This window comes from Clostridium sp. AM49-4BH, from assembly GCF_003478335.1.
In the GTDB taxonomy this organism is placed as follows: Bacteria; Bacillota; Clostridia; order Lachnospirales; family Lachnospiraceae; genus Butyribacter.
In genome coordinates, this window is the sequence record NZ_QUFB01000007.1 from 66,383 (window position 1) to 88,940 (window position 22,558).

Annotated in this window: 17 protein-coding genes and 2 pseudogenes; 15 read left to right on the forward strand and 4 right to left on the reverse strand. The window is 43.2% G+C overall.

Annotated elements, in window-relative coordinates:
• The first annotated feature begins 24 nt into the window (after positions 1–24).
• The 4 genes and pseudogenes from DW981_RS03595 (at position 25) to DW981_RS03610 (ending at position 4,880) form a co-directional block, all read left to right on the forward strand.
• Positions 25–1,864: pseudogene (locus DW981_RS03595) on the forward strand (ABC transporter ATP-binding protein).
• Positions 1,865–2,055: 191 nt separating this feature from the next.
• Positions 2,056–2,667 (forward strand): type IV toxin-antitoxin system AbiEi family antitoxin domain-containing protein, encoded by a 612-nt coding sequence (locus DW981_RS03600; protein ID WP_022026096.1) that lies wholly within the window; start codon positions 2,056–2,058, stop codon positions 2,665–2,667.
• Positions 2,668–2,737: 70 nt separating this feature from the next.
• Positions 2,738–3,583, forward strand: a complete 846-nt coding sequence (locus tag DW981_RS03605; RefSeq protein ID WP_022026095.1) for a purine-nucleoside phosphorylase — start codon at positions 2,738–2,740, stop codon at positions 3,581–3,583.
• Positions 3,584–3,602: 19 nt separating this feature from the next.
• Positions 3,603–4,880 (forward strand): amidohydrolase, encoded by a 1,278-nt coding sequence (locus DW981_RS03610; RefSeq protein WP_182434117.1) that lies wholly within the window; start codon positions 3,603–3,605, stop codon positions 4,878–4,880.
• 107 nt (positions 4,881–4,987) lie between these two features.
• Here the strand turns inward: DW981_RS03610 and DW981_RS03615 are convergent, their stop codons facing one another.
• A complete protein-coding gene (locus tag DW981_RS03615; protein ID WP_118506809.1) occupies positions 4,988–6,994 on the reverse strand; it encodes an ABC-F family ATP-binding cassette domain-containing protein in 2,007 nt (668 codons plus the stop codon).
• Between the two features lie 182 nt (positions 6,995–7,176).
• On the opposite strand from DW981_RS03615, the gene DW981_RS03620 reads away from it, so the two are divergent.
• The 7 genes from DW981_RS03620 (at position 7,177) to DW981_RS03650 (ending at position 16,731) form a co-directional block, all read left to right on the forward strand.
• Positions 7,177–9,741 carry a homocysteine S-methyltransferase family protein gene (locus DW981_RS03620; RefSeq protein WP_347474499.1) on the forward strand — a complete coding sequence of 855 codons (2,565 nt, stop codon included), beginning with the start codon at positions 7,177–7,179 and terminating at the stop codon, positions 9,739–9,741.
• 44 nt (positions 9,742–9,785) lie between these two features.
• Positions 9,786–10,703, forward strand: a complete 918-nt coding sequence (locus tag DW981_RS03625; RefSeq protein WP_118506810.1) for a glycosyltransferase — start codon at positions 9,786–9,788, stop codon at positions 10,701–10,703.
• A 32-nt stretch (positions 10,704–10,735) separates the two neighbouring features.
• The gene (folK, locus tag DW981_RS03630) at positions 10,736–11,551 is read left to right on the forward strand and encodes a 2-amino-4-hydroxy-6-hydroxymethyldihydropteridine diphosphokinase (protein WP_118506811.1); all 816 of its coding nucleotides are present in this window, start codon (positions 10,736–10,738) and stop codon (positions 11,549–11,551) included.
• A gap of 101 nt (positions 11,552–11,652) precedes the next feature.
• Positions 11,653–12,702: a DUF5050 domain-containing protein gene (locus tag DW981_RS03635; RefSeq protein WP_118506812.1), complete on the forward strand. Its 1,050-nt coding sequence runs from the start codon at positions 11,653–11,655 to the stop codon at positions 12,700–12,702.
• A gap of 26 nt (positions 12,703–12,728) precedes the next feature.
• Positions 12,729–14,282, forward strand: a complete 1,554-nt coding sequence (locus tag DW981_RS03640) for a sialate O-acetylesterase (RefSeq protein WP_118506813.1) — start codon at positions 12,729–12,731, stop codon at positions 14,280–14,282.
• A gap of 11 nt (positions 14,283–14,293) precedes the next feature.
• Positions 14,294–14,848 (forward strand): LemA family protein, encoded by a 555-nt coding sequence (locus DW981_RS03645; RefSeq protein WP_118506814.1) that lies wholly within the window; start codon positions 14,294–14,296, stop codon positions 14,846–14,848.
• Positions 14,848–16,731, forward strand: a complete 1,884-nt coding sequence (locus DW981_RS03650) for a DUF2207 domain-containing protein (RefSeq protein ID WP_118506815.1) — start codon at positions 14,848–14,850, stop codon at positions 16,729–16,731. The genes DW981_RS03645 and DW981_RS03650 overlap by 1 nt, the downstream gene beginning before the upstream one ends.
• Positions 16,732–16,837: 106 nt before the next feature.
• Here the strand turns inward: DW981_RS03650 and lysS are convergent, their stop codons facing one another.
• The 3 genes and pseudogenes from lysS to DW981_RS03665 form a co-directional block, all read right to left on the reverse strand.
• Positions 16,838–18,334: a lysine--tRNA ligase gene (gene lysS / locus DW981_RS03655; protein ID WP_022025985.1), complete on the reverse strand. Its 1,497-nt coding sequence runs from the start codon at positions 18,332–18,334 to the stop codon at positions 16,838–16,840.
• A gap of 125 nt (positions 18,335–18,459) precedes the next feature.
• Complete coding sequence (gene greA, locus DW981_RS03660) at positions 18,460–18,939, reverse strand: transcription elongation factor GreA (protein WP_022025984.1); 480 nt, start codon at positions 18,937–18,939, stop codon at positions 18,460–18,462.
• A 483-nt stretch (positions 18,940–19,422) separates the two neighbouring features.
• Positions 19,423–19,644 (reverse strand): annotated as a pseudogene (locus tag DW981_RS03665) (tyrosine-type recombinase/integrase); the annotation flags it as partial.
• A gap of 299 nt (positions 19,645–19,943) precedes the next feature.
• On the opposite strand from DW981_RS03665, the gene DW981_RS03670 reads away from it, so the two are divergent.
• The 4 genes from DW981_RS03670 (at position 19,944) to DW981_RS03685 (ending at position 22,295) form a co-directional block, all read left to right on the forward strand.
• Positions 19,944–20,279 carry a nucleoside triphosphate pyrophosphohydrolase family protein gene (locus DW981_RS03670; protein ID WP_118442911.1) on the forward strand — a complete coding sequence of 112 codons (336 nt, stop codon included), beginning with the start codon at positions 19,944–19,946 and terminating at the stop codon, positions 20,277–20,279.
• 33 nt (positions 20,280–20,312) lie between these two features.
• Positions 20,313–20,984, forward strand: coding sequence for a CPBP family intramembrane glutamic endopeptidase (locus DW981_RS03675; RefSeq protein WP_182434118.1), 672 nt, complete (start codon positions 20,313–20,315; stop codon positions 20,982–20,984).
• Between the two features lie 247 nt (positions 20,985–21,231).
• Entirely contained in the window at positions 21,232–21,669 is a 438-nt protein-coding gene (locus DW981_RS03680) for a radical SAM mobile pair system MarR family transcriptional regulator (protein WP_015567822.1), read from the forward strand.
• On the forward strand, positions 21,666–22,295 hold the full coding sequence (locus DW981_RS03685) for a radical SAM mobile pair protein A (protein ID WP_118506817.1): 630 nt from the start codon (positions 21,666–21,668) through the stop codon (positions 22,293–22,295). Before DW981_RS03680 ends, DW981_RS03685 begins: the two co-directional genes overlap by 4 nt.
• The last annotated feature ends 263 nt before the right edge of the window (positions 22,296–22,558 follow it).

Here is a 22,558-nt window from a genome sequence, read left to right on the forward strand (position 1 = left end):
CCGAAGCCAAAGATTGAAGATCCGATGGGAAAGCTTAAGCGGCTGTTTTGTTATATTTTTAAGAATTATGGACTGCATTGTGTTTTTGTTCTCGTGTGTATTATTATCAGTGTACTTGCCAATGTACAGGGAACTATGTTTACACAATCGTTGATCGATGATTATATTGTACCATTGACGAAGACAGCGCATCCGAATTTCGGACCGTTAGCTGCGAAGATCCTGCAGGTGGCCGGTTTTTATGGAATTGGTGTTATTACGACCTATGCGTATAACCGTATTATGGTTAATGTGACACAGGGAACGCTTCGAAATCTTCGCGTAGAGATGTTTGAGAAGATGGAAACACTGCCAATAAAATATTTTGATACGAATGCACATGGTGATATCATGTCAACGTATACGAATGATATTGATACACTGCGGCAGATGATCAGCCAAAGTATACCGCAGGCGATCAACTGTGGTATAACGATTGTGAGTGTATTTGTGTGCATGGTTGTCTTAAGTATTCCATTAACGATATTGACAATGATCATGATTGGCATTACTCTGGTAGTGACGAAGAAGATCGCCGGACTGAGCGGTAGTTATTTCCTTTCACAGCAGCGTGATCTGGCTAAAGTGAATGGGCAGATCGAAGAATGATGAATGGACAGAAAGTAGTTAAAGTATTCTGTCATGAGCAGGCATCGTTAGAAGAGTTCAATAAAATGAATGAGGAGTTGTTTGAGAGCGCCAATAATGCAAATACGTTTGCCAATATCCTGATGCCGATCAATGCGCAGCTGGTAATATCAGTTATGTATTCTGTGCGATGGCAGGCGGTGTCCTTGCATTGCAGGGCTTTGCAGGATTTACGCTTGGTAAATTGGTCAGTTTCCTAACGTTTAATAAATCTTTCAGTCAGCCGATCAATCAGATCAGTCAGCAGATCAATGCGATCGTTATGGCATTGGCGGGTGCAGATCGTATCTTTAAGCTGCTTGACCAAGAGCCGGAGGTGGACGAAGGTTATGTGCAGCTCGTAAATGTGACCGAGCAGGATGGTCAGATCAAGGAGAGCGAGAAACAGACCGGATTGTGGGCTTGGAAACATTATCATCAGGATGATGGAACAACAACTTATCGCAAGTTGGAAGGTGATGTTGTATTTGATGATGTTGATTTTGGATATAATGATGAGAAGATCATTTTGCATAATATCAAGATCTATGCAAAACCGGGACAGAAGATAGCTTTTGTTGGTGCAACCGGTGCAGGTAAAACGACGATCACCAACTTGATCAATCGTTTTTATGATATTCAGGATGGTAAGATCCGTTTTGATGGTATCAACATTAATAAGATCCACAAAAAGGATCTGCGCCGTTCGCTTGGCATTGTGTTACAGGATACGCATTTGTTCACCGGAACAGTAATGGATAATATTCGCTATGGTAAGCTGGATGCCACAGATGACGAAGTGATCGCAGCAGCTAAATTGGCAAATGCACACAGCTTTATTAAACGTCTGCCGGATGGTTACCGGACGATGATCACCGGTGATGGTGCGAATTTGAGCCAGGGGCAGAGACAGTTGTTAGCCATTGCGAGGGCAGCCGTTGCCAATCCACCGGCACTTATTTTGGACGAGGCAACGAGTTCGATCGATACACGTACTGAGAAATTGGTACAGGAAGGTATGGACCGCCTGATGAAAGGACGCACAACATTTGTGATCGCCCATCGTTTATCGACGGTACGCAATAGTGACTGTATTATGGTGTTAGAGCAGGGTCGTATCATTGAGCGCGGTACGCATGACGAGTTGCTGGAGCGTAAGGGCAAATATTATCAGTTGTATACCGGAAAAGCGGTGTAGGGAAGAATAGAGGCAGTGTAGGGCAAAACATTAGTTTTGCCCTTTTTCTGTTGTTTTTCTATAATAGGATATTGCAATTTTTGTAACACGTGATATAATAAATATTATTAAGCAAAATCTTTTTGCACGTTAGCATTATGACAGAGCAGGAAACGGGTAGGAGACTATCGGTTGGAAGAGGAGGAGAAGATATGTTGTTAAATACGTATAAGAAAGTGATGGATTTGTTTGAAAGTGGCAATGGCTATCGGGATGCATCGGAGTTGAAGGATGCGAAGATCACGACGGTGCAGATCAAGGAATTGGTGAATATGGGGATTATTGAACGTGTGTCACATGGTCATTATTGGCTTGTAGACGAGGAGAATGGCAAGCCGGAGAATTATAAGATGATCGAGGCTTGCAGAGTTAATTCAAGAGCGGTGATCTGTGCAGATAGCGCATGTTATTATCATGGCTTGATCGATGTGGAGCCGGAGAGATTGTCGGTTGCTACATTGAAGACGGATCGCTCTCGTATGCAGCTTAATTTCCCGGTGTGCAGACATTATTATTCTGATTTGGCATTTCAGCAGGATATGCAGGTGGATGAGACACCGTATGGCAAGATTCGTGTGTATGACATTGAACGCAGTGTTTGTGATTGTATTCGATTTCGTGCAGATATTGGGGAGGACATGCTGCATTTGATCATTTCGAATTTCTTGCAGCGTAATTCCAATCAGATGGATCGCTTGTTAGCATATGCAGATGCAATGCGTGTTGGAAAGATTGTTCGTACACATTTGAAACAGAATGAGTAACAAAGAGTACAGAGAAAGATACGGGGAACGCACAGCAGCGTTCCCTTTGTTATAAGAACGGAGGCTGTTTATGAATGAGGTGTATGCAAAGTTAAACAAATGTTATGAGCAGTATCAGAAGATCTGCAAGACGCGAGAGATTGATTTTGTTCCGGAGATCGCATTGGTGCTTGGATCCGGTCTGGGGGATTATGCAGATGATATTCAAGTTGTTGCGGAGATCGATTACCATGAAATGGAAGGTTTTCCGGTATCGACGGTAGCAGGGCATCAGGGGAAGTATATCTTGGGATATGTGAATGAAGTGCCGGTCGTATGTATGAAGGGGCGCGTACATTACTATGAAGGTTATCCGATCAGTGATGTTGTACTGCCAATACGTCTTATGAAACTGATGGGAGCGCAGGTATTGTTTTTAACAAATGCTTCCGGTGGTATCAATACTTGTTTTAAGGCAGGAGACTTTATGATGATCAAGGATCAGATTTCTTCGTTCGTGCCATCGCCGTTGATCGGACCGAATGCGGAAGAGTTGGGTGTTCGTTTTCCGGATATGAGTCAGATTTATGATGCGGATCTACAGCAGATATTGCGGAAAACGGCAGCGTTAAAGGATATTCCGTTGCAAGAAGGGGTATATATACAATTAACGGGACCAAATTACGAATCTCCGGCAGAAGTTCGTATGTGCAGGACACTTGGAGCAGATGCAGTGGGGATGAGTACGGCATGTGAGGCAGTTGCGGCCAATCATATGGGAATGAAAATTTGCGGCATTTCTTGTATTTCCAATATGGCGTGTGGCATTACAGCAAATCCATTGACACATCAGGAAGTGCAGGAAACGGCAGACAGAGTGGCACCGTTGTTTAAGAAGCTTGTGACAGAATGTATTACTGCCATTCATACTGTATAGCAGGAATGAGGACAAAATTATGAGAATCCGAATATATAATGCGAATATATTAACGATGCAGCCGGGGCAAAGAATGTTTTGTGGGGAAGTTCATATACAGGATGATAAGATCGTATATCTGGGAACGGAAGATGGCGCACCATCTTTACAGTGGGATCGTCAGATCAATGCAGGTGGAAATGTTGTAATGCCGGGATTTAAGGATGCACACACACATTCTGCAATGACATTTTTGCGCTCTTATGCAGATGATCTGCCATTACAGGAGTGGCTGTATGATCGTGTGTTCCCGATGGAGGATAAGCTGACGGAAGAAGATGTTTATTGGTTTACAATTTTAGCTTATATGGAGTACCTGACGAGTGGCATTACGGCATGTTTTGATATGTATCAGAAGAATGATGCTATTGTGAAAGCTTCCATGGATACCGGATTTCGAACGGTTTTGTGTGGCAGCATCAATAACTTTGTTGGTACGGTTGAGGAAATGGAGCAGCAGTTTCTCAAATACAATGCGTGCGATCCATTGGTATCTTATCGATTTGGATTTCATGCGGAATACACGACTAGCCGTGAAATTTTGGAAAGGATGGCGGCTTTAGGGCAGAAATATCATGCACCGGTCTATACACACAATTCGGAAACGGCAAAGGAAGTGGCAGAATGTGTGGAACGCTATGGCATGACGCCTACAAAGTTTCTTGATAAGCTGGGAATGTTTGAGTATGGTGGTGGCGGTTTTCATTGTGTGCATATGACGGATGAAGATTTGCAGATCTGCAAAGACAAGCAGGTGTGGGTTGTCACGAATCCGGCATCGAATCTAAAGCTTGCGAGTGGCATTGCACCGATCCAGAGGATGAAAGATATGGGGATTGGTCTTGCAATTGGTACGGATGGACCGGCAAGCAACAATTGTTTGGATATGTTTCGAGAGATGTTTTTGACGACAGCGTTGCAAAAAGTAGTATTAGGGGACGCATCAGCATTGGATGCATTGGATGTGTTAGAGATGGCAACGGTAGGAGGCGCAGGAGCCATGGGGCTGCAGGACTGTGACGTGCTTGCAGAAGGCAGGCAGGCGGATATGATCATCTTAGATATGACACAGCCGAATATGCAGCCTATGAATAATGTTGCGAAGAACATCGTATATAGTGGCAGTAAACAAAACGTAAAACTGACGATGATCGCAGGGCGTATTATGTATGAAGATGGACAGTTCTTTCTTGGTGTTTCGCCGCAGGAAGTCTACGATCAGGCACGCCGGCGGATGGAGCGCATGACTGCAGAATAGGGCGCATGACTGCAGAATAGAGCGTATGACCGCAGGATAGACCGCATGACCGCAGAATAGAGCGTATGACCGCAGGATAGACCGCATGACCGCAGAATAGCGCACAGTTATTCCGAAAGTTCTTCCCAATGTTCTAGGAGTTCTTCTAATTTTGCATCGTTTTCACCACGTTGGATGGAGAGCTCCTGCAGTTTTGCAGAATTGGTTGCATTAGCAGGATCAGCAATTGCCTCATCTAATGCGGTGTTTTCTGCTTCTAAGCGTTCGATCTCTGCTTCAACGCGATTTAATTCTTTTTGTATTTTGCGCAGTCGTGCCTGTTCTTCCTTTTGTTCCTGCCAGGATAGTGCATTGGAAGACGTGGCTGCGTTAGGCGTATTATTTTCCGCTTGAGGAGCAGTACCGTCTGCTGTGGACATTTCAGTGGAAGGAGATGACCCGGCAGCATCGGTGGAAGCTATCGCTGATGCGTTGTGGTTTGGCTGGGCTGCATAGTAAGCACGCTCCACATCTTCTTTTTTATCCAGATAATAGTCGTAGTTTCCGACATAGTTCAATACATGTCCGCCTGTAAGATTTAAGATTCGGGTTGCGGTTGTATTAATAAAGTAACGATCATGGGAAACATACAAAACAGTTCCCTCAAAATGTCGGATCGCATTTTCTAATATTTCCTTTGAATCCATATCTAAATGGTTTGTCGGCTCATCGAGAATGAGAAGATTAGCATCGGACAACATGAGTTTTGCCAAGGATACGCGACCGCGTTCTCCACCGCTCAGACTCTTGATCTGCTTGAATACATCGTCTTCCGTAAATAGAAAAGCGGCCAGTGTGTTACGGATCTGCGTATTGTTCATATGAGGATACGCATCACTGATCTCTTCAAACAATGTTTTATCCGGGTGCAGAACTTGATGCTCCTGATCGTAGTAGCCAATCTCCGCGTTTGTTCCAAGCGTGATCTTACCACTGTCGGCAGGGATCAATTCATTTATTATTTTGAGGATCGTTGTCTTACCTGCTCCGTTGTCTCCGATGATCGCTACATGTTCCCCACGCTTCAGTTCAAAGGAGAGGTCGGTAAATAAAGGCGTTCCATCAAAGGATTTGGAAAGCCTCTCTACGGTCAATACGTCGTTACCACTTTGAATCTTTGGTGTAAACAATAAGCGCATTTGCGTGTTTTCATCGACAGGTTTTTCAATGCGCTCTATTTTATCTAACATCTTTTCGCGGCTCTCGGCGCGCTTGATCGATTTTTCGCGGTTAAAGGATTTCAGCTTAGCAATAACTTCTTCCTGATGTTTGATCTCTGCCTGCTGGTTGAGATATTGTTTCATCAGACTATCCATGATCTGCTGACGTTTGGCGGCATATTCGCTGTAATTGCCCATATACATACGAGCGTGCGTCTGGCGCAGCTCGATAACTTTTGTGACAATTTTATCCAAAAAATAACGGTCATGGGCTACGATCAATACTGCACCGCGATAATTGGTCAGGTAGGATTCAAGCCATGCAATGGCATTGATATCCAGATGATTGGTAGGCTCGTCTAATATGATAAGATCCGGTGCCTGCAACAGCATCTTGGCGAGAGCAACACGTGTCTTTTCACCACCGGATAGGGAAATGACCGGTTTCTCAAAGTCTTCTTCCGTGAAGCCAAGACCTTTCAAGACACCCACCAACTCGCTTTGGTAGGCGTATCCGTCGAGACGCTCGTAGCGTTGTCTTGCATTGTCATACTGTTTGATGACTTGCTCTAGGGTTTCGCCGGTTTCAATATCCATGCGTGCAGACAGTTTTTCCATCTGCTGCTCTAACTGTATGATCTCCGGTTTGGCATCACGCATTTCGTCGTAGATGCTGTGTTCGGAAGCGTATTCCTGGTTCTGTGCCAAGTAGCCGACAGTCGTGCTGCCGGACAGGATCACCTCACCGTTGTCTGCGGATAAATGTCCTGTAATGATCTTAAGCAGTGTTGATTTGCCGGAACCATTTGCACCGACGATGGCTGCTTTTTCATGTTCATTGATATGAAAAGAGATGTCAGAAAGAATGACATCTGTGCTAAATGCTTTGTCTATATGACTGCATTGTAAAATCATAATGATATCCTCCGTTTGCAGTGATTCTTATAGTATATCGGATTTTGCACAAAAAAGCAAAAAAAGCACGGGTTGTAAAGGAATACTTCTTTACGTATGTGATGCCATGTGGTACAATCGAAAGAGAAGATTTTGTCTATCGGCACACAGGGAGGGCTATGTGTTAGGTGGTATGAAGCCACGTGAGCCGGGAGCAGGAAATATACCAATATAGCAGAATGGAGATTGACAGCAACATGACAAAAGAGCAGTTTCGTGAACGTTTGGCACAGGGGAAAATGATATTGGACGGTGCGACCGGTTCCAATTTGCAGGAGAGAGGTCTTCCGGCGGGAGTATGCCCTGAGGAGTGGATATTAGAGAATCCTGACGTGCTGAAAGAATTACAGATAGAGTATTATGCGGCAGGGTCTGACGCAGTGTATGCACCCACTTTTTCCGGAAACCGAATTAAGTTAGAAGAGTATGGTCTGCAAGATAATTTGGTGGAGATGAACCATGGCTTGGTAGCAATTTCGAAGCAGGCGGTGGCAGAGGTGAAGGAACGCGGACTTGTAGATGCAGACAAGCCATTGTATGTATGTGGCGATCTGACTATGACGGGTAAGCAGGTACAACCGATGGGCCCTTTGTCTTTTGAAGAGTTGGTAGACATTTATAAGGAGCAGACAGAGGCGTTAGTTGACGCAGGTGTGGATTTTTTGGCTGTCGAAACGATGATGAGCCTGCAGGAGTGTCGTGCAGCGGTGATTGCAGCGAAAGAATGCTGTGACTTACCGATCATGGTGACACTTACCTTTGCAGAGGATGGACGTACTTTGTTTGGAACGGATCCGGAGACGGCTGCTCTTGTGCTTACTACACTTGGAGTGGATGCGTTAGGTGTGAACTGTTCTACAGGACCGGATAAAATGTGTGATGTAGTACGCAAAATGCGTGCATATGCGGACATTCCATTGGTTGCGAAGCCGAATGCCGGACTGCCGCAGCTTGTAGATGGAAAGACCGTCTACGAAATGGAAGCACCAGAATTTGCGGAAGAAATGATGGCGTTGATCGATGCCGGAGCCGATATTTTAGGTGGCTGCTGTGGTACAACGCCAGAGCATATCCGTTTGCTCACTCAGAAAATACAGCAGAGTGGACGGATGGATGAGGTGTCCCATCTGAGCAGAAAGGGTAAGGTGGTACGTCGTGCCCTGTCTAATGAACGTGTGACTCGTCCGATCGACTTGGACGGACCGTTTATGGTGATCGGAGAACGTATTAACCCGACAGGTAAGAAAGCATTGCAGGAGCAGCTTCGTGCCGGACAGCTTGACCTTGTTACGGAGATGGCAGAAGCACAGGAAGAGGACGGAGCAGCAATCCTGGATGTCAATATGGGAATGAATGGCATTGATGAAAAAGAGATGATGCTTAAAGCAGTGAATGAGCTTACGATGGTGAGTAATCTGCCGTTATCCATTGATTCGAGTTATGTAGATGTGGTTGAGGCAGCGCTTCGTATCTATCCGGGCCGTGCGTTGATCAATTCGATCTCGCTGGAGCCGGAGAAGTTTGAGAAGCTGATCCCAATCGCCAAGAAATATGGTGCGATGTTTATTTTGCTTCCACTTTCAGAAAAAGGTTTGCCGGAGAATCTTGATGAGAAAAAGGAGATTATCCATACGATATATGAAGAGGCAAAACGCCATGGGTTATGTGGCGAGGACATTGTAGTAGATGGCTTGGTGGCAACGATCGGCGCCAACCGCAATGCTGCGATCGAAACGTTGGAGACGATCCGATATTGCAAACATGAGCTTGGTCTGGCAACGGCGTGCGGACTTTCTAATATTTCCTTTGGATTGCCGGAGAGACTTTTTGTGAACAGTTCGTTTATGGCATTAGCGATCGGACAGGGACTGACGATGGCGATCGCGAATCCGTCTCAGAATTTGTTAATGCATGCGGTATTTGCGGCAGATCTGTTGATGAATAAACCTGATGCCGATCTGCGTTATATCAATCGCGTGTCCGAGCATAAGATCTCCGTTGTGGCCGGAGAGGTCGATGCTGTACAGACAACGACGAAAAAGAGTGGATCCGGATCAAAGGACTTGATTCCACCGGAACATGAGGGGGATAAGATTTTTGAGGCGGTTGTAAAGGGCCGCAAAAATAAGATCGAAACTTTGGTGCAGGATGCTTTACAAGGTGGAATAGATGCACAGAAAGTGATTGACGAGAGTTTGATCCCGGCGATCAATCATGTCGGTGTGCTCTTTGATAAGCAGATATATTTTCTGCCCCAGCTTATTTCGAGCGCAGAGACGATGGAGACAGGTATTGGCGTGGTAGAGCCGATCCTTGCAGCCAATCGGTCTAGTGAGCCGCTTGGAACAATCGTCATTGCAACAGTGGAGCATGACATTCATGATATTGGTAAAAATCTGGTTGCATTGATGTTACGTAACTACGGATATCGTGTGGTGGATCTGGGTAAAGATGTCCCGGCGGAGGATATCATACAGGCAGCTATTCGTGAAAAAGCAGATATTATCGGGCTTTCTGCACTTATGACAACGACGATGATGGAAATGAAGAAAGTAGTGAATATGGTTCGTGAGCAGAATCTTCCGGTGAAGGTTATGATCGGTGGAGCCGTTATCACACGCAGCTTTGCAGATGAGATTGGTGCAGAAGGTTACTCTAAAGATGCACAGGAAGCTGTTGTGGAAGTTGCCAGACTTTTAGGAAGATAAAAGAAGGCAGGAGCAATTTGATGGAAAGGTATGGTGAGTAGCGGATGGAGCAGACAAAGATCGATATTGTGATACCCGTATATAAACCGGGAAGTGAATTTGGTGATCTGATCAAGCGTTTAATGCATCAAACAGTTGTCCCGGAACATATTTTTATTATGCAGACGATTCGGGATGAATCAGAGATAATGGTACAGTCTATGGATGAGCGTATTCGGATCATACCCGTGATGCAGTCTGAGTTTGACCATGGCGGCACGCGTGCGTTAGGCATGGACAAATCTACTGCAGAGTTTGTCTTAATGATGACGCAGGATGCAGTTCCGGCAGATGAGCATCTGATAGAGAATCTGCTTGCCTGCATGGAGGATGCTTCGGTAGCTGTTGCTTATGCGAGACAGCTTGCCCGTCCAAATTCAGGGCGAGTGGAACGTATGACGAGAATCTATAATTATCCTGCACAGAGCCGTATTAAGAGTGAGGATGACAAGAAAGAACTCGGTGTAAAGACATATTTTTGCTCTGATGTATGTGCCCTGTATCGTAAGTCGTATTATGAGCAGGTTGGCGGATTTGTGCAGCCAACGATTTTTAATGAAGATATGATCATAGCATATATGATGATGCAGGAAGGGTATCGTGTTGCATATTGCGCAGAGGCAAAAGTGGTGCATTCTCATGATTATACGTGCAGGCAGCAGTTCGCCAGAAACTTTGATCTTGGCGTATCTCATAAGCAGTATGCGGAGGTGTTTGCGAAGGTGTCTTCGGAAAAAGAGGGCGCAGGATATGCAGCGAAGACCGTGAAAACACTGTTAAAGGGTGGACATGTATGGGATGCTTTTTATTTCTGCGTACAGTGCGGATGCAGATTGATCGGATATCGTCTAGGTCTTGTATATGATAAATTACCGCGTCGTGTATTAATGAAGTGCACAGGAAGTGCGTGGTATTGGAGTTAGAGCAACATTTCAAAAAGCGGGGAGGATGGATCATGGATCACATTCAAATTAAGGAATTAGAGGTATTTGCCAATCATGGAGTACTGAAACAAGAGAATGAACTGGGGCAAAAGTTTGTTGTATCAGTAGATCTTACTGTTGATACAAGCAAGGCAGCCGAATCGGATGATATAGAAGATGCTGTTAATTACGTAGAGGTAGCGGAACTGATCCATTCAGAGACGAAACGAAATACGTTTCAGTTGATCGAGCACCTTGCCGGACACTTGGCAGAGCAGATCTTATTAACATTTCCGTTGGTGAGGTCATTGTCGCTTCGGATAGATAAGCCATGGGCACCGATACGACTGCCGCTTAAGACGGTTTCTGTAGAGATTCAAAGAGGATGGCATACGGTATGCTTAGGAATTGGTTCCAATATGGGGGATAAGCATGCTAATCTGGACCAGGCTTTGGAAATCTTGGCAGCAGATGAGCATAATCAATTGGTAAAAGTATCAGATTATATCGTGACGGAACCGGTAGGCGGTGTCGAGCAGGATGATTTTTTGAATGGTGCGGTTGTTATGCAGACATTATATACACCTCGACAGATTTTGGATCAGATTGGAGTCATTGAGAAGAAATTAGATCGTGTTCGAACCATTCATTGGGGACCGCGAACGATCGATGTGGACATATTATTGTATGATGATGAGGTCGTTGTAGAAGAGAATCTTATCATTCCACATCCGGAAATGTGTAATCGAAGATTTGTGTTGGAACCGCTTGATCAGATCGCACCATATCGGGTACATCCGATCTGCTCAAAGACAATTCACGAATTGTTGATGGCACTTGATCAGTGAGAGAAGATGGTTTTATGCTGTTGATGGCACTTGATTAGTCATTTCCGGCATGGTATTCTTATAGAGGTGGGTAATCGTGGTTTTGAAAGGGAGAGTGAAGAATGGCAGCAAGTTCCAAACATCATGTACGGAATCGGATCTTAGGGGGTCTTGGGGCGGTGATTTTGGTTGTTGTGGGATTTTTTATGTGGCAGAAGACGAAAGTACAGCTATATGATGATCCGAATACGACAGGAAATACGGCAGGAAATCTGCTTAACGGGGGTAAGTTTTGCGAGGCAGATGGCAGAATCTATTATGCTGATCCGTATGATAACGATTCTCTCTATGTAACAGATGATAAATTACAGAAAAGCACGAAATTACATGGAGATACGGTTAGTTATTTGAATGTTGCAGGTGATTATATTTTCTACACGAGACGTAATGACCGCAAGAGTGTTACCGGCGGTAATGTGTTGGCATTAAGTAAGACGGGATTGTTCCGCGTAACGACCGATGGCAAAAATATGGGTAAGCTGTATGATGAGCCGACACAGTCTGTGTGCTTATACGGAAACTATCTGTATTATCAGCATTACGATGAAAAAAAGGGATTACAGTTAAATGCAGCTAAGATGGACGGCTCCAGCGATGAATTATTGTTGGATGAGGGAGTATCGCCGTATTCTATTTCGCAGGGTGTTATGTATTATACAGGTTATGACAAGGATCATAACATACATACCATGAATATTAACGGTTCAGATGAGCAGACAATTTACAACGGTAATTGTACTTCATTGATTCGGGCAGGAGAGCATTTGTATTTTATAGATATGTCACAAAATTATGCATTAGTACGTGTGAATTTGGATGGCTCTGATCCGGTCACGATCGTTTCAGACCGCTTGGCGACATATAATGTGGATGAAAAGGAGAGTGCTGTATATTATCAGGTAGATAATGGAACGAGCAATGGATTGTATGTAAAGGATTTAGAGGGTGGAGAAGTGCGTAAGATCGCGGATGGCAATTACAATTATCTGCATCTGACAAGTAAGTATTTGTTTTATGAGACATATGATGGAAAATCTGTCTATGTGATGGATCTGGGAACGGAGCAGGAGAAACCGTTTCAGGCACCGGTAGGCAAGAAAACATCAAACTAATAAATAAGTGAAAAGAGGATAAAAGAATGATTCAATTATCAGCTGTTTTTAGCAGTCACATGGTTTTGCAGAGACAGAAAAATATCAGCGTATGGGGAGACAGTGATGCAGAGTCGCTTAAGATTACTTTGGCAGACAAATCTGTGAGTGTGGTTCCGGAACAGGGAAGGTTCCAGGCTATTTTACCGCCATTTGAGGCAGGTGGACCATATACACTGACGGTGCAGTCTCAGACAGAACAAGTGGTATATGAAGATGTTATGATCGGCGAAGTATGGCTTGCCGGCGGTCAGTCCAATATGGAGCTGGAGTTGCAAAATAGCAAAAACGGCAAGGAGATCGTTCAAAATATACATAATGATGGAGTACGCTATTATTATACTCCAAAGGTTCCGTATGTAGGGGATAAGTTGGAAGAAGCAGAAAAGGAAAGTGCATGGGATCTGTGTACGCCGGATAAGGCAGGACGATGGTCAGCGGTTGCATATTATTTTGCAGATAAGATCGCGCGAGAGACAGGGGTAACCGTCGGCATTATTGGCTGTAACTGGGGCGGAACGTCTGCTTCCTGCTGGGTGAGCCGTGAAGCGTTGGAAGGAACGCAGGAGATCAAAGAGTATATTGATGATTATGATGCAATCATTGCTGAGCAGGATCCGGAGGAATATATCAAAGCGCGTGAGGCATATCTTGTATATCAGGCAGAGTTTGACAAAAATGTAGGGAAATATTACGAGACAGCAGAGAACCCGACTTGGGAGGAGGCATTGCGTCTGTACGGTGAGAATCAATATCCGGGACCAATGGGACCACGTTCAGAGACCAGACCGTGTGGTTTGTACGAGTCGATGCTGCAAAGAGTTTGTCCGTATACGTTACGTGGATTTTTGTATTATCAGGGAGAGGAGGACGATCATCGTCCATACCGCTATTACTCCTTGTTATCAGTGCTGATCCGTCAGTGGAGAGGCGATTGGAAAGATGATACGTTACCGTTTATGCTGGTACAGCTTCCGATGTTCCAAAATGGAGGGGAGCCGGATTACCAGAACTGGCCATTTATTCGAGAGGCACAGATGCGTGTGTTCGACACGTTCAAGCATACCGGGATTGCGGTGATTTTGGATAAGGGTGAGTTTGGCAATATTCATCCGACAGAGAAAGACAGCGTTGGTGAGCGTCTCGCTTTGCAGGCAATGTATGAAGTGTATGGTTTATGCACGAAAGAAGAGGCGTTTGGCCCGATGTATCAGTCTTACCGCATTGAGAATAGTGCGATGGTTGTATCATTTGCCCATGCGAAGGGACTACATTGTACAGAGGAAACTTTAACCGGTTTTGAACTTGCCGGTAAAGATAAAGTGTATCATGAGGCGAAGGCAGTTCTAAAGGGAGAAGAAATAGAACTGACTTGTGATGAGGTGAAAGAACCTGTATACGGAAGATATTGCTGGACTAATTATCGACCGGTAACGTTGTTTGGACAAAACGGCATTCCGGCAGCACCATTTCGCACTTCTCGTGAGGATGGTGCAGTTGCAACCGGCAGCCGTAATGGGTTTGATCCCGCAAAAGCATAGGAGGAACAAAGATGATAGGATGGATTATTGGAACAGTTGTTGTACTATTGATCGTTTGTTGGGTGATTGGTACATACAATGGGCTGATCAAAGGAAGAATTGTTGTAGATGAGGCATTTGCAACGATGGATGTGTATCTGAAAAAACGTTATGATCTTATCCCAAATCTGGTGGAAACAGTCAAAGGATATGCTTCGCATGAGAAAGAAACATTGGAAAAGGTGATATCGCTGCGTACCGGCAGTTATGATGCAATGACACCAGAGGAAAAGATTCAGAATGGTGCACAGATCTCTAAAATGATACCACAGATCATGGCAGTGGCAGAGCAGTATCCGGATCTGAAAGCAAATCAGAATTTTATGGATCTGAGTCATAACCTGAATGAAACAGAGGATGATATTGCAAATGCAAGAAAATATTATAACGGTGCGGTGAAGCAGTACAATATGAAAGTACAGATGTTTCCGGGAAGTTTGATCGCCGGTCTGTTTCATTTTGAGACAAAGAAGATGTTTGAGGTTGAGAATGCTGTTGAGCGGCAGAATGTGCAGGTGAAATTTTAGTGGTGGAGAGCATTTGGAGAAAAGGAAAGCTTTTTGGCTTTATGTTGCTTGCCGGGATTTTGCTGATGGCAAAACCGGCTTTGGCAGACTCTTATTATCCCTACGAGATACAAGGATACGATGTCACAGTTAAAGTTGGTAAGGATAATGTGTATCATGTTACGGAGAGGCTGCAGGTGAACTTTAACCAGGCGAGACATGGTATTTACCGAGACATACCGGTTATCAATAACGTAAGTCGCGAGGATGGATCAACTTCCCGTATTCAGGCGCGCGTAACGAATATCAAAACCTATGGTGAAAAAAAGACCGTAGGCCGAGAGGGTTCTTATTGCCGTATTCAGCTGGGAGATAAGAATAAGACGCTTGTTGGCGAGCATATGTATCACATTTCTTACGATTACAATATGGGGAAAGATGTACGTAAAGGGGAAGATGAGTTCTATTATAATATCATTGGAACCAGTTGGGATACAACGATCCAAAATGTTACCTTTCATATCATGATGCCGGAAGATATTGACGAAAGTAAAGTCGGTATGGCATATGGTGAGAGTGGTTCGACTAATAATGAGGGACTGCAGTATACGATCAATGGCAAAGTGATGGAAGGATATGTAGATCCCTCCATTATCTTAAATCCGGGAGAGGCAGTTACAGTCAGAATGGTCTTACCGGATGGATATTATGATCAGGTCAAACAAAGGATCTGGCCGGCGCTGATCAGTATTTTGTTGTCCTTGGCAGCAGCGGGTGCAGCATTTCTGCTTTGGTGGAAAGTCGGACGGGATAATGTGGTAGTGGAAACGATACAGTTCCATCCGCCAAAGGAATTCAATAGTGTAGAGGCAGCCTTTGCCTATAAGGGCAAGGTGGATGCGAATGATGTTATATCGTTGTTAGTGTACCTGGCACAAAAGGGTTATATAGAAATTGTTGAAGGGAAGAAGGGCCTGCTTGGAAATCAGGATTTTACGATCCGCAAATTGAAAGAATATGATGGAAATAATGCGATAGAACGGGCATTCATGAAAGGCTTGTTTCGTGGCTTTGATGTTACCAATAAAGATCAGCTGAAGGATAAATTCTACAAGACGGTGAATAAGATCTTGAAAATGGTAAATACAAAGCAAAATAGACAAGTGTTGTTTTATGCCAATTCCATTAATAAGCATTTGATCTGTTATGCGATGATGGCGGGGATTTTCTTTTTAGCAACGTATCTGCCGATATATGATTATACATACAATGCGACATTTTCACTAACAGTACCGATCATGTTTGGTTTTGTGCTGGCATTTATTATTCGGACGATCTTTAGTTCAGAGACGATCTTTAGTAAGATCCTCAGCGTTGTGATGTCGATCGCTATGATCAGCGGATATTGCCTGGGACTGCGTAATGTTGTGTTCTATACACCGACAATTTATCGGATCGCTTTTGTGTTGGCGATCATCGCATGTGGTGTGATCATGTTCTTTGATTATTATATGCCAAAGCGTACAGAGTATGGCACGGAGGTTTTGGGACGTTTACGAGGATTTCGGACATTTTTGCAGACAGCAGAAAAAGATCGCCTGGAGACTATGGTAGAGCGTGAACCGCAGTATTTCTACAATATATTGCCGTATGCATATGTGCTTGACGTGTCGGATATATGGATGGAGAAATTTGAATCTATTGCGATCGAACCACCGCAATGGTATTCATCTCATGGGCATTACAACACGTTTGATACAGTGCGGTTCCATCATTTCATGAATACGACGATGCGGTCTGCCACAGCGGCAATGACGTCGTCGCCAAGCTCTAAGGGAAGTGGAGGTTCTGGCGGCGGTCATTCCGGCGGTGGTTCCGGCGGAGGCGGCGGTGGATCTTGGTAAAGATCTTTCAAAATAAAAAAGCCTTTTCAAAATGATTTCTCATTTTGAAAAGGTTTTTTGTTTTCTTAATTCATTTTACACGGTTTAAACACCTATTTATAGAAATTTACTTGTCGAGGCTCTTCATTGTCGGGAACAACAACACATCTCTAATTGCCGGTGAGTTTGTCATCATCATAACCATGCGGTCAATACCAAATCCAATTCCACCGGTAGGAGGCATACCAATGCTCAAAGCATTCAAGAAGTCTTCATCGGTGTGATTTGCTTCATCATCACCAGCTTCGAATGCTTTCTCCTGTGCCTCGAAACGCTCTCTCTGATCGATCGGATCATTCAACTCAGAGTATGCATTTGCCATCTCCCAGCCGTTCATAAAGAACTCAAAACGCTCTACATAATCTGGATTGTCCGGTTTCTTCTTAGTCAGAGGAGAAATCTCGATCGGATGATCCATGATAAAGGTTGGCTGGATCAAATGCTCCTCTACATATTCCTCGAAGAAGAGGTTGAGAATGTCACCTTTTTCATGACGATCCTCGTATTCAATATGATGCTCATCTGCCAATTTCTTAGCAGCGGCTGTATCTGCAACTTCGTTGAAGTCAACATTTGCGTACTTCTTAACCGCGTCTACCATTGTGATACGCTCAAACGGCTTGGACAGATCCATTGTATGCTCACCGTAAGTAAGCACCTCCGAACCGGTTACTTCCTTTGCAATGTAACGATACAGGTTCTCTGTCAGATCCATCATGCCGTGATAGTCTGTATATGCCTGATATAACTCCATCAACGTGAACTCCGGATTGTGTCTTGTGTCCAATCCCTCGTTACGGAATACACGACCGATCTCGTATACACGCTCCATGCCGCCCACGATCAATCTCTTTAAGTACAACTCCAAAGAAATACGAAGTTTTAAGTCTTCGTCCAAAGCATTAAAGTGTGTTTCAAATGGTCTTGCGGCTGCACCACCGGCATTGGAGACAAGCATTGGGGTCTCAACCTCCATAAAGCCCTGTCCATCCAAATAGCGGCGAATGCTGCTGATTACCTTGGAACGCTTGATAAAAGTATCTTTAACGTCTTCATTCATGATCAAATCGACATAACGCTGACGATAACGAGTATCTGTGTCAGTCAGTCCATGATATTTCTCCGGAAGGATCTGCAGACTCTTAGATAATAACGTAACTTCCTTCGCATGGATAGAGATCTCTCCGGTCTTTGTCTTAAAGACAAATCCTTTGATACCAAGAATATCTCCTACATCATATTTTTTGAAATCCTTATAGGAATCCTCGCCAATGTCATCTCTAGCGACATATGACTGAATGTTACCCTGAAGATCCTGTATATTACAGAAAGATGCCTTACCCATGACACGCTTAAACATCATACGGCCTGCCACTGACACTTCTTTTCCTTCTAATGTATCATAGTTATCTTTGATCTCCATAGAATGATGTGTAACATCATATTTTGTAATAACAAAAGGATCCTTGCCTTCTGCCTGTAAATTTGCTAATTTTTCTCTACGAACTTTGAGAAGCTGGTTGATATCCTGCTCCTTCTGTGGTTTCTTCTGCTGCTCAGCCACGATCTTAGCCCCTTTCTCTTATATCTATCGACGATTTCTGTATGCAGATTCTCTTATTTCTGCAAGTTCATGCTATTATACAAAATCTATTATTTCTATATTTCAAGGATCTCGTATTGCATTTATTATTTTTGAATCTCAAGGATCTCATATTGCAATACAGTTCCCTTTGGTGTTTCAACATCAACAGTCTGACCTGCTTTCGCACCGATCAATGCAACACCAACCGGAGACTCATTGGAAATCTTACCACCAAGAATGTCTGCCTCCGTAGAACCTACGATCTTATACTGCATCTCTTCTCCGGAAGAAAGATCTTTGATGCGAACGGTAGAACCAATGTTGATCGCATTAGCATCAACATCTTTGCTGCTGACAACCTCTGCATTTTTCAAGATCTTCTCGATCTCTTCAATACGGATCTCAATATCTCTCTGCTCATCTTTCGCTGCATCATACTCGGCGTTCTCGGACAAGTCACCCTGTTCTCTTGCCTCTTTAATCTTTGCTGCAACTTCTTTACGTCTATTTACCTTTAAGTCCTGTAATTCATCTTCCAGTTTTGCAAGACCTTCTTCGGTCAAGATGTTTTTCTTTTCTGCCATGATATCCTCTTTTCTGCGTGCGTATTTTCTTCGTAATCAAATTGTTACTGGTGCCAGTCACATCTATCATCTGCGCTTCGCACGCCATGCACAGATGGAATTTATATGCCAGCACACACTATCGTGTAATTATAACACAATCTCACGCATTTTGACAATGCTGTTTTTAAGATACCGAAAACAGATTTTTGAATGAATGATGTATAGCGGCAAATTTGTCGGCTTAGTACGATAAAGCACACTATTAAAGGGGAAACTATTCAGAAATGCTTGGAACAGGCGGAAGAGGAATAGCAGTACTCTTGAGTGCCTGCATGATACTCAAATAAAGATGACGGCGCTACAGCACAAAATCGTGGAACAGAAAAGCAGCGTGGTGGCTGTTGTGGTCAAGCTTTTTTGTAACACTTTTGGCTAAAAAAATATCTGTATTAACTCATGCGGCTAGCCATCTCTGTTACAACTTTATTATAGCACTTCATTTTTAGGGCGACCACATTTGTACCAATACTCTGTGAGAAGGTCTAAATTTTTTTGAGACAGAATTGTATACCTGTCAATTCTGCCTTTGGTTTCACGAACATGAATCGTCATGTTGGTACGTGAAATGTCATCATAATGAAGATGAACAACCTCTGATACACGTAATCCGGAAGAATACATAGTTGCAATAATCGCTTTATGCTTCAGATTCGGAGTGGCGTCATAATTCCGATTGCGGAAGAGACTGGAAAATGTTATTCTTATCATAGGCAGTGGAGCTTTCTTAGTTCAGTTGTTTCGTGTGGTAACTTAACAATAACGGATTATGGAAAGTAATGCCACTGCTTTTTTAATAAAAATAAAACTGCGCCACAGCCTTGGCAGGTCATCGCGCAACGATTTTGTTCAATCGGAATTGACCGAGCTCTTTGAGCGAGGGATACTTCTTGTCCGAAGGGCAAGAAGGTGTAACTGAGAAAACTTAGAGCAATCGGAATTTGCACGTTATGGAGGAAATTAGAATGAACATTAATGAATATCAGGAATTGGCAATGACTACTTTAAATCCTGAACTAAGTAAAAGAGACGTATTAATAAATAGTGTAATGGGATTATGTGGCGAATCAGGAGAAGCCATTGACATAGTAAAAAAATGGATGGCTCAAGGACATGAATTGGACAAGGAACATTTGGCAAAGGAACTTGGAGATGTAGCTTGGTATATTGCAGAAGCTGCGACAGCACTAGATATATCTCTTGAAGACATTTTTCAAGCAAATATTGATAAATTAAAGAGGCGATATCCAGATGGATTTGAAACAAAGAAATCTTTAGTGCGCCTAAAAGGAGATATATAAATTCATATTTTCCAAATGAAGGAGGAAATGATAATGAACAAAAAAACAAGAGTGATTCTTACAATTTTATGTTTAGGAATTGCCTTTATGGACATTTCAGGATTGCCAGGAGTATTGTTAAAAGTAAATATTGCTGATGTTGACCCATATATTATTCCATTGCTGATAAATTTTATTATAATTGGGATGCTTGCAATAGTTGTATTAAAGCTATTTAAAGTAACATATAATTTTGGGCTTTCAGTATGTGGATTAAGAGAGGGATTGAAGAGCTATGCTATGCCAGGAATTATAGCAGGAGTATTATCTTTTGTAGCCTTTTTTATTGGTTTATTTCCCTTTGATTATAGACCAACAATATGGAGAATATTGATAGAAGGTGTTTTGTATTATATTGGGGTGGGGATTATTGAAGAATTTTATGTTAGAGGATTGTTTCTTAATATTGTTGAGGCATTTGCGGACGGAAAAGACAACAAGACTGAAATAGCAATTATTGTTTCATCGGTAGTTTTTGGATTAGGACATATTCTAGGTATGTTAGGTATGGGAATATGGGTTATATTATTTAAAGTTGTTTCTACCATTGGTATGGGATTTTATTTTGGTATAATTTATAAAAAACGGGTAATTTATGGGTTCCTATTATTATGCATAGTTTTATTGATATATGTGCTTTGCCATATTGTTTTACACAGGACATGAGATATGAAAATGTATCGTTAATTATATTGGTAATCACATACGTAGCATTAGCCATGTATTGTATTAGCTTTTTGTTCAATAGGAATGTGAAGCACAATTAAATTGATATTTTCTCTATCTAAAGAACTATACAATTTCCGGTTTGAAGAATTGAAAAACGGAATTTACCTATTAAGACATATAAACTCTTGACAATAAAACTCCTATATAGTATGTTTTTAATAAACTACTATATAGGAGCTTTTGTATGGAAATGAATGGAGGATTTCTTGTCACCAAAATAAAACAGCTTGGAGACCGGATTTTCGAGAAGATTCTCAGCGAAAAGAATATTGATGCGTTTAATGGAGCCCAGGGGCGTATTCTTTATGTGCTGTGGCAGGAGGATGGTATCTCAATCAGGTCACTCTCGACTAAATGCGGATTAGCGATAACATCTCTTACTACGATGCTGGAAAGAATGGAAAATCAAGGGCTGATAAGCCGTGTTCAGTCTAAAACGGACAAAAGGAAAACACTCCTGTTTCTGACTGAGAAAGCACATGCCTTAAAGGGCGAGTACGATTCTGTATCTGATGAGATGGGCAGTATTTACTACAAAGGTTTTTCAGAGGAAGAAATTACCCGGTTTGAGGAATGCCTCGACCGCATCAGAAAGAATCTTGAGGAGTGGCAGAAGTCATGAGTATTTGTATCAAAGATCAGATTCAGAACATGAATATCGTCATTGGCTGCACAGTGGGGTGTGCATATTGCTATGCCCGCAACAACGTGAAACGCTGGCATATGATTGATGACTTCGCTGCCCCTGAATTCTTTCCGAGTAAGCTCAAGATGATGGAAAAGAAACGTCCGCAGAACTTTCTTCTTACCGGCATGAGCGATTTCTCTGGATGGAAGCCGGAATGGAGAGGCAAGGTATTTGCAAAGATCCGTGAAAATCCACAGCATCAGTTCCTGTTCCTTACCAAGCGACCTGATTTGCTGGATTTTGATACCGATCTGGAAAACGCATGGTTTGGCGTTACGGTGACGAGGAAAGCAGAACTGTGGCGTATCGACGCCCTTCGGAAAAACGTCAGAGCAAAACATTACCATGTTACCTTTGAGCCGTTATTCGATGATCCCGGCACAATTGACCTTTCCGGAATCAAATGGATCGTTGTCGGCACCATGACCGGAGCTCAGAGCAGGAAGATTCATACGGAGCCGGAATGGGCATGGTCTCTGACGGACCAGGCACATAAGCTCGGCATTCCGGTGTTTATGAAGGAAGACCTTGTCCCTATGATAGTGTCAAGTAAGCTATGAAAAACGAGCCGAAGAAAAATAGGCTCAAATGAACCTTGAAAATTGCAGATATTTATGTTTTTGATAACGGACGCCATCCTTGAGGGCGCACAAAAGCAATGCTCTGATCGTATTACCGACGGCGAAGAACTCAGGAACAGTTACATTCTTTCCGTCGCATCACAGCATTTTAGCATTGCCTCTGTGTGCCTTCAAGGACACAGCCGTAAGCGTTGCTTACGGTGGCTGATATTAACCTCGGGCTTTGAATCTAGGAACAGTTA